An 8,601-nucleotide genomic window follows, 5' to 3' on the forward strand; every position below is an offset into this window, starting at 1 on the left:
AAAGCCGGAATCCAGTCAAAAATGGCGTGCGAAGCACACCCCATAAATGGTTTTGTGTGCTGCGCACGACGTATTCAAACTGGATTCCGGCTTTCGCCGGAATGACGACGCTAAATTTTGTCGATTAGAAAGAACGCAACCTACTGATTCTTCGGGCATCAAAAAAGCAAAAACGTGAGGATCTATCAGGGTTTGCACCCCAACCTACAAAAAGCGCCGCCAGCATGCACACATGCCAGCGGCGGTAACGCGACAGGCAACCATCAAAGAGGATTGCTTGTCGGCCGGGGAGCATCAGAAGTTGGCGCGAAATACCAGCTCATAGCGGCGATCGGTCATGAACAGCGCGCGCGTGTACAGGCGCCAATCCGTGAAGCCGTTGATGTACGTGGTGGGACCCATCAGCACTTTCTGTTCGGTGTTGGTGAGGTTGTTCATCTGCAGGCCTACCTGCATGTTCTTGTTGAGATGATAGAAGATCGATGCGTCGAGCTGCCCCGAAGCGCCGTTCCACATCGGCAGGTAGGTGTCGCCCGAATCGACCGGCGTGATCAGATAGCGGCTGCGCCACGACCAGGCCAGACGCGCCGACCAGTCGCCGTGTTCGTACATGCCGGTGACGTTGTAATTGTGGGGCGACAGGCCTTGCATGGGCAGGCCGGGATTGGTGACCACGTCGCTCGACGGGCACGAGCCATTGCCATGGTTCGGATCGCATGACGTCGTGCCATGCACCTTGCTGCTCTCGAGGAAAGTGTAGTTGGCCTGCACGCCCAGGCCCTTCAAGGCGCCCGGCAGGAAGTCGAAGAACTGCGAGTAGCCCAGTTCGGCACCTTTGACTGTGCCGCTGCCCGCGTTGGTGGGGCCGCTCACCGCCACCGGCACGCCATCGATGATCTGCGTGTGCACCTCGGTGGTGACGTAGTTGGAGATGTTCTTCTTGAACACCGTGGTGTACAGCTCGCCAGTGGGCGCGAAGTACCACTCCAGCGCGGCGTCGAACTGATTGGCTTCCATCGGCTTCAAGGTGGGATTGCCGCCAGTGGAGGCATTGAACCCGGCAAACCTTGCCTGCTGGCCTGCACCGCCTGAAGTCCACGATGTACCGATCACCATGTACGAATTGAGCTGGCTGATGGTCGGGCGGGTGATGGCCTTGGATGCGGCCAGGCGCAGTTGCAGGTCGTCGGTCAGCTTGAAGCGCAGGTTAAGGCTGGGCAGCAGGTTGTGATAGCTGTAGGCGCCATTGATCGGCGTGGTGGCGCCGTTGAACAGCGCCATCTGCGCTGGCGTGATGCCGTCGGCATTCTGGATGCTGCTGGACGATGGATAGGTGACCGAGCCGTTCGCATTCAAGCTGGTGCGCACGAAGCGCAAGCCGATGTTGCCATCGAAGGGAATGCCCAGCGCCGTGTCGTTGCCGAAATACAGCGTGGCGTAGGCAGCCTGCGTCGATTCGTGCATGTAGTCGGCGCTCATGCCCGCGCCGGGATTGCATGCATCGCCTTGGGCCGTGCTGAAAAATTGCGGACACCAGCCGCCGGCCCCGCCGGACATTTCAAGCGCACGCAGCGCCGAAATCGCGCCGTAGTAATTGCCCACCAGCGACATCGTGGGAAACACCAGCGTGCTCGGCAACCGGGTCTGGCCGCGGAAGAAATTGCTGAAGGTGAATTGCTGGTTCATCCATGCCGGTATGGTGTTGGCCCAGTCCAGTGAGGAGGGGCCGGTGTAGCCGCTTTGCCAGGCCTGGCTGATCGGACCCCAGTTGTAGCTGCTGCTGTTGTTGCTGCTGTACGTGTCGTGGCTGGTAACACGCACACCCACGCGGAAGTACTGCAGCCAATTGCTGTCCCGGAAGTTGTATTCCAGATCGGTACGCGCGGCGCGCAGCATGGCGTAGTCGTATTCGAGATGGTCCAGCGCCGCGCCAAGGTAATAGTTGGCGTAGTTGGTCAGGCTGTTGGGATTGGTGGTGTTGGAGGGAATGTATTGGTACGCGTTGTTGTTGAGCACCGTAAGGCTGGGTGTACCGCCGCTCATGTTCACCTGTGACGGCGGCATGTAGAACTGGTTGTACACCGTGAAGTCCAGGGTGTTGGCGGTGGATTTGACCAGCTGTATGCCGCCCGACCAGATCATGTTGTCGCTGATGTTGTATTTGAACGTGTTGGTCCAGTCGGTGGTGCGAACGAACTGGGTCTGCTGGCGAGTGAGGGCGTAGTAATTGGGTCCGCCGATCGGCGGATAGCCCGTATTCAACGTCGCCTTGGCCGGGCCGGTACCGCCGCCTTGCCACGAAGCGGACACCATGTCGCCGTTCGCGTAGACGCCGTTGTCGTAACTGAATGATGTTCCCGGCACCGGGATCATGTTGTAGTAGTTGCCCTCGTTGGCTTGCACCTCGTGCTCTTGCCATTGCAGGCTGTAATTGGAACGGAAGAAGCGCGAGTCGAACTCGAGGTTGTCGGTTGGCCGCCACTGGAAGGCGCCGTAGATGCCGGTACGTCTGCGCTCAAGGTCCATCTGGTAATAGTTGATGTCGCCGGGAATGGCCACGTTGCCCACCGAAGTGGTGGGCTCGCACGGGCAGTTGCCGAGGTTGTTCTGTGGCTCGAGCAGATAGGGATTGATCTGGATGCCATCTGTGCGTGAGGCCAGCTCGGAGAAAGACACGTCGAACAGCAGGCCGAATTCGCCGAGGTTTTCGGTCTTCCAGCGATTGCTGTACAGGAACGATGCGGACGGTTTGCTCCGCTTCGACATATCGCCCTTATTGATGCCGGTGGAGAAAGCGGCTACCTGGCCCGGTGCATCGAACGGCATGCGCGTGCGCAGATCCACCGTGCCGCCGATGCCGCCTTCGATCAGTTCCGCAGACGGGTTCTTGTACACATCCACGCCTTGCATCAGTTCCGCTGGCACGTCTTCGAAGCTCAACGCGCGCCCATTGTTGGCCGAAAAACTTTCGGCGCCGTTGAGCAGGCTGGCCACATAAGGCAGGCCGCGGATCAACACACCGCTGCCTTCGGCAGAGGGATGGTCGGGGTCGTCGTCAGCCAGGTAGTGGTCCACCGTCACGCCGCTGATGCGCTGCAGCGTTTCGGTGACGCTGCGGTCGGGCAGGGCATTGATATCGGTGGCGGTGACCGAATCGACGATCTGGTCGGCGTTCTGTTTCAGCGACTGCGATGATTCCAGGCTGGCGCGGATGCCGGTGACGGAGATGCCGGCAAGATTCTGGATGTCCTTCTGTTGCTCGGCCTTGGTCTTTTTGGCGGGATCGGCCTTTGCATCGGCCGTGGCCGGCTTTGCTGCATCAGCGGTCGGGCCGTTGCTTTGTGCCGACGCCATCGCTGGTGCATCCAGCAGCGCTAAACCCAAGGCGATGGCCGCCGCCAGCCGGCAACCGGTGGCAGATGGACGCGCGCCATGCTGCAACCTCACTATTTGCCCCTTGCTCTTCATGCCTGGTTACTCCCCTCGGTCGGTGATGCACGGCCGTTACTGGCGTATGCCAGCCGGCTTGTCTGTTGTTCATCGTCACGCCGGAATCAGCCCGTAAAGCATTCGGCAAGGCGCCCCCCCGGCGCCCCGCCCTGGGCATGGCGTAGTGGATATGACCGGTTATGCAGGCACAATTACGAAACAGCCGATGGATGCTAATGATTTTTCGTTTGCAGTCGCCGCATTTGGGTTAGCGCTACCAAACGCACGATTTAAGGGGTAAAGCATTTTTGCGCGACGCAAAATCCTTGCGTAAGGACCGCGGCAATGGCGCGACAGGGCGTATGACTGGCCGGAATAAACCAGGCAAGACAGCGCGGGATTATAGCTACGAAGGGAAATCTTGCGTGCGCAAATTCGTAAAAGTCACTTGTGTTTTGCCTGGGATCTTCGTGTGTATATTTATGTGCGCCGCATGGTAGCGTTAACAATATCGCCGCTTCAGCGAGAAACGCTCGTGCTTGTCGTGTTTAGCGCGCAGCCGTAGGTTGGGGTGCAAACCCCAACATTGTCATGCACGCATACATCGCGATGTTGGGGTTTGCACCCCAACCTACGAATGTTTCCACCACCGAATCGCCTCAGCCGGCAGCTGCACCGCCACCGATGCGGGAACGGCTTGGCCGACGGGCACCGATACCCACAACCGCCCCTGGCCGCATCGCACACCCAGCTGCATCGTCTGCCCGATCACGTGCCGCACTTCAATCGACACTGGCACCGCATCTGGCAAGCCATCGCGTGTATCCAGCAGACGAATCGCTGCCGGGTCGATCGTCCAATCGGCCTCTCCCTCAAACGCATCGCTGTGGACCGGCAGTGCAATGGCGCCGTCCTGCCATATCAATCGCTGAGCCTCGATCCGTCCGCGATGCACATTGCGATGCCCAAGCAAGCGTGCTGCCGAACCGTCGATGGGATTCGTGTTGACCTCGCCAGGCGAACCGATCTGGATAATGCGACGCCCATGCATCAGCACCAATCGATCCGCTACAGCGGCCAGATGCGGGTCGTGGCTGACGGCCAGCGCGGGGATGCCGAATTCATGCACCTCGCTGATCAATTCTGCGATGACATCATCACGCGTGACCGGGTCGAGCGCCGACGTGGGTTCGTCCAGCAACAACAATTGCGGCCGGCGTGCCAGGGCGCGCGCCAAGGCTACGCGCTGCTGTTGCCCGCCCGATAGCGTCGCAGGATAGCGCTCGGCGAATTCCACCATGTGCACGCGCTCCAGCAGATGCATGGCCTGCGCGCGCCGCTGCGGACCGCGCAATGCAAACGCTACGTTCTGCCACGCATTGAGGTGTGGAAACAGCGCATAGCCCTGCGGCAGGTAACCCACGGCGCGGTGTTGTGCGGCCATGCCGTCGAACGGTTCGCCGCGTGCCGGCGTGAGTCCGGCAATGGCACGCAACAACAGCGACTTGCCTTCGCCGCTGGCGCCCAGCAATACCGTGAAGCCTTCGACGTCGAAGGCCGCATGCAAGGCGATCGGTTGTTCGATACGGTAATCGATGCGCATCAGATCAAACGCCTTCCACGGGCAGCCAGCCCAAGCACCAGCGGCAGCGGCATGGCGATCAGAAAGAATACCCACAGCAAGGGATACACCGCGCTCAGGCCGACGTTCTGCAAGTTCACCCACAGCTTCACCGGAATGCCTTGCGGGTAATACGCCACGATCAGCACCGCACCGAATTCACCCAGTGCGCGCACCCAGGCCAGCGCAACGGCGGCCGCCAATCCCAGTCGTGCCAGCGGCAGGCTGATCCGTAAAAAACTGCGCCAGGGCGAGTGGCCGAGCGTGAGTGCGATCTGTTCCAGTTCACGCGGCACGCTTTCGAATGCCGCACGCGCGGCGATCACGTAATAGGGCAGGGCGCTGTAGAACTGCGCCATCACGAACGCCGGGCCGGAATTGGTCAGCACCAGTCCGGCACGCTCAAGCAAGCTACCGGCAGCGCCATAAGGACCGTACATCGAGGCCAGCAACAAACCCATCGCCAGCGGTGGTGTAAGCAGGGCGAGCAACAGCAAGGCATCGATCAGCCACAGGCCCCGCACGCGATGACGCGCCAGCCACCACGCCAGCGGCGTACCCAACGCGATGATCAGGGTCAAGGCGAGCACGCTGTAGCAAAGCGAGACAACGATGGCGTGGCCATCGCCTTCGGCGAAGCCGAAACTGTGCCACGAGGTAGCGAAGGCAAGGCCAATAAACGGCGTGGCGAGCAGCAGCAGCGTCAGCAGGCTGGCGAGGGCAGGGAGCGGCAGCTTGAAAGCAGTGCGGGTCATGTCCGCCTTTGCAGAGGGCTATCGTAGGTTGGGTTAGCGCAGCGTAATCCAACGAAGTTCGACCGCCATGGTCGGGTTACGCTGCGCTAACCCAACCTACGGGACCATCCTGTCTTACAACTCGCTTCCGCGCGGAGCGTTGTAACCGTGTTCGCGAAACAACGCCTGTCCCTCGGCGCTGCGCAGGAAACTCACGAATTCACGCGCCAGCTCCGGCTGTTTCGCATTGGTCAGTACGCCGGCATAGAACACCAGCGGCTGCACGCGCAGTACCTTGCCGTCGGGCAGGGCGACGGATGCACGGTCGTACCAGGGTTTTTGCAGATCCGGGCTGCCAAGGTTGATCTCATCCGGCAGCGCAATCGTCGGCAGATGATGCGATTGCGCCGCGCTGGCGTAACCGATGGCCGCGTCGATCTGGCCAGCTTCCAGCCGCGACATCAGCGACGGCTCGGTGAACATCTGCGACGGATTCTGCGGCGCGCCGGCGATCGTCGTAAGCAGCTCCGGCCGATGGTAGAACTCCGCGGCCAGTTGCAGGGTCAGCAATACGTTCGCGCCTTGTGGATCGATGGCCGGATCGGTGCGGCCCAGACGCACGCCTTGCTCGCTCAACACTTCATACCATTTTCGTTCTCCGCGCGACGCAGCGGCGAAATCGGCAGCGAAGCGGCTGTGCGGGCTGTACACGACAACCATCTGCGTACTGGCCATCGGCTCCGCCTTGGCGACCAGTCCGGCTTGCTTGAGTAGCTGCATGGGCCCGGGCGTGATGGTGACGAAGACATCCGCCTGCAGTTGGTGCGCGGCGAGCAATCGCGCCAGCGCGTAGGAACCTTGGCCGATGCCCTGGTAGGTGACGTGATGGGCTTTGGCGAAGGCGGGGCCGGCGGCGTTGTCCATGACGACGCCCATGGAGCCGGCATAGGCGATGCGCAGCGTAGGGGTTGCTTGTGCTACAGCGCTGGTTGCATGCATCAGGCACGACAGCGTTACAAGCATGATACGAACAAGCCATTTGTTGCGCATGCCAAATAATTCCTCATCGTCATTCCGGCGAACGCCGGAATCCAGTTTAAATACGCTGTGCGAAGCACTCGACATCAGTTATGTGTCCTTCGGACGCATTTTGGAACTGGATTCCGGCGTTCGCCGGAATGACGAGTGGATACTTCACGTGCTGCGTTGATACGAAGCATCATGGTGTCTCTCCCTTCGGTCCTTTATGCGGCCGCTTGCGCGCACTATCGCGCACATCCACATCGAACAGGATCGTCAACGTATCGCCGTGCGGCGTCGACAGCGAAAACTCCAGGCCATCGCGCGAAGGCAAACGCTGGCTCAATGCGCGCACATCGTCTTCCGGCAGGCAGATATGCAACACGGCATGTTCGCGCTGCCAGCCGATACGTGGTGCCAGGCTGACCTGGTGCATTTCCACATGGCCATCGGGCAAGGATGTGCGGTTGTCCACGGAGCTGCCCGTGAGCAATCGCGCCAGTTCATCTTCATCGATACGCAAGCGCAGGCTTTGGTCTTCCAGTTGCACTCTCATGCATTGAGCTCCCGCCAGGTTTGTTCGGTATTGCAGTCGATCAGTTGTGCGGCTTCATCTTCGGACAAGGCGATTTCATGCACGCCGACGCGTTCCTGCAAGGCGCGCACCGAGCGCGCGCGTCGATCGCTGGCCGCAAGCAGGGCATGCAGCGTGTCACGACAATGCGTATCCAGCCGCAGGCGCGTGGGTAGCATGTGATCGGTAAAACGCACGCAGCCGGCGGTGCTCGCCGTGGTGAGCAGGCGCTGCAACAGCGCAGGCTGCAAGCGCGGCATGTCGACCGGAACGATCAGCAGCTCGCCATCCTCGCAGCTGTCGGCAATACCAGCAATGCCGCCGATCGGACCGGCCTGCGGTACGGAATCGGTGACACCGTGATAAGCAGGACGATCGCCGCTGACTTTCACCTCGCGCACGCCGGAGGCTTGGAGCACGGCGATCTGGTGTTCGATCAGCGGATGCCCCTGCCATGGCAGCATCGCCTTGTCGCGGCCCATGCGCGAGGAACGCCCTCCGGCCAGCACCACGCCGATGCACGGCAAGGGTTCAGTGGCCGTGGTCGTGCGCATGCGCCTTGGCGTGTTTTTCGGCTTCGCGATGTTCGTCGCACAGCGAGCAGCCTTCGCTCCATTCGCTGTGGCCGTCGATATAGTGTTCCTGCTTCCAGATCGGCGCTTCGTGCTTGACCGCCTCGATCGCCATGCGGCAGGCCTTGAAGGCCTCGTCGCGATGCGGCGTGCCGGCGGCGACGATCACCGCGATGTCGCCGATGCGCAGATCGCCCTTGGCGTGCGCGATATACAGCTTCATCGGGCCGCCGAACTTGCGCAGCGCGCGTTCGCCGATTTCTTCGAAGGTGCGCAGCGCCAGCGGCTCGAACAGGTCGTAGCTGATGCCGGTCACGACGCGGCCGAGGTTGTGCTCGCGCACCTTGCCGATAAACATGTCGATGCCGCCGAAGCGCGGGTCGGAGACGAAGGCAAGGGCGTCGGCGGGGTTGAGTACGCCGTCGCAGATGTCGATGACGGCGGTGTGTAGGTCGGTCATATAAGCAGCGTCGAGTTATGAAGAGCGAGCAAGTTCAGTACGGGTATCTAAGCTTTCGGAGAGACGGCTGGCTTGCGTTGTCGTCATTCCGGCGAACGCCGGAATCCACTTCAAATAAGCGTCCGAAGGAAACACAAAAAAGTTTTGAGTGCTTGGCACGACGGTAGTAACATGATTTCGGCGTTCGCCCG

At 60.8% G+C, this 8,601-nt stretch carries 7 protein-coding genes; all 7 read right to left on the minus strand.

Annotated elements, in window-relative coordinates; genetic code table 11:
* Positions 1-294 precede the first annotated feature (294 nt).
* Positions 295-3,468 (minus strand): TonB-dependent receptor, encoded by a 3,174-nt coding sequence (locus tag ACTHNE_RS18840; RefSeq protein WP_440270023.1) that lies wholly within the window; start codon positions 3,466-3,468, stop codon positions 295-297.
* Positions 3,469-4,060: 592 nt separating this feature from the next.
* Positions 4,061-5,032, minus strand: a complete 972-nt coding sequence (locus ACTHNE_RS18845) for an ABC transporter ATP-binding protein (protein WP_440270024.1) — start codon at positions 5,030-5,032, stop codon at positions 4,061-4,063.
* Positions 5,032-5,805, minus strand: coding sequence for an ABC transporter permease subunit (locus tag ACTHNE_RS18850; RefSeq protein ID WP_324943636.1), 774 nt, complete (start codon positions 5,803-5,805; stop codon positions 5,032-5,034). The genes ACTHNE_RS18845 and ACTHNE_RS18850 overlap by 1 nt, the downstream gene beginning before the upstream one ends.
* 114 nt (positions 5,806-5,919) lie before the next feature.
* Complete coding sequence (locus ACTHNE_RS18855) at positions 5,920-6,834, minus strand: extracellular solute-binding protein (RefSeq protein ID WP_440270025.1); 915 nt, start codon at positions 6,832-6,834, stop codon at positions 5,920-5,922.
* 169 nt (positions 6,835-7,003) lie between these two features.
* On the minus strand, positions 7,004-7,360 hold the full coding sequence (locus ACTHNE_RS18860) for a hypothetical protein (RefSeq protein WP_440270026.1): 357 nt from the start codon (positions 7,358-7,360) through the stop codon (positions 7,004-7,006).
* The gene (gene mobA / locus ACTHNE_RS18865) at positions 7,357-7,932 is read right to left on the minus strand and encodes a molybdenum cofactor guanylyltransferase (RefSeq protein WP_440270027.1); all 576 of its coding nucleotides are present in this window, start codon (positions 7,930-7,932) and stop codon (positions 7,357-7,359) included. The genes ACTHNE_RS18860 and mobA overlap by 4 nt, the downstream gene beginning before the upstream one ends.
* Positions 7,910-8,410: a molybdenum cofactor biosynthesis protein MoaE gene (locus ACTHNE_RS18870; RefSeq protein ID WP_440270028.1), complete on the minus strand. Its 501-nt coding sequence runs from the start codon at positions 8,408-8,410 to the stop codon at positions 7,910-7,912. Before ACTHNE_RS18870 ends, mobA begins: the two co-directional genes overlap by 23 nt.
* Positions 8,411-8,601 lie beyond the last annotated feature (191 nt).

It is taken from the genome of Dyella sp. (genome assembly GCF_051954575.1).
Lineage (GTDB): Bacteria > Pseudomonadota > Gammaproteobacteria > Xanthomonadales > Rhodanobacteraceae > Dyella_B.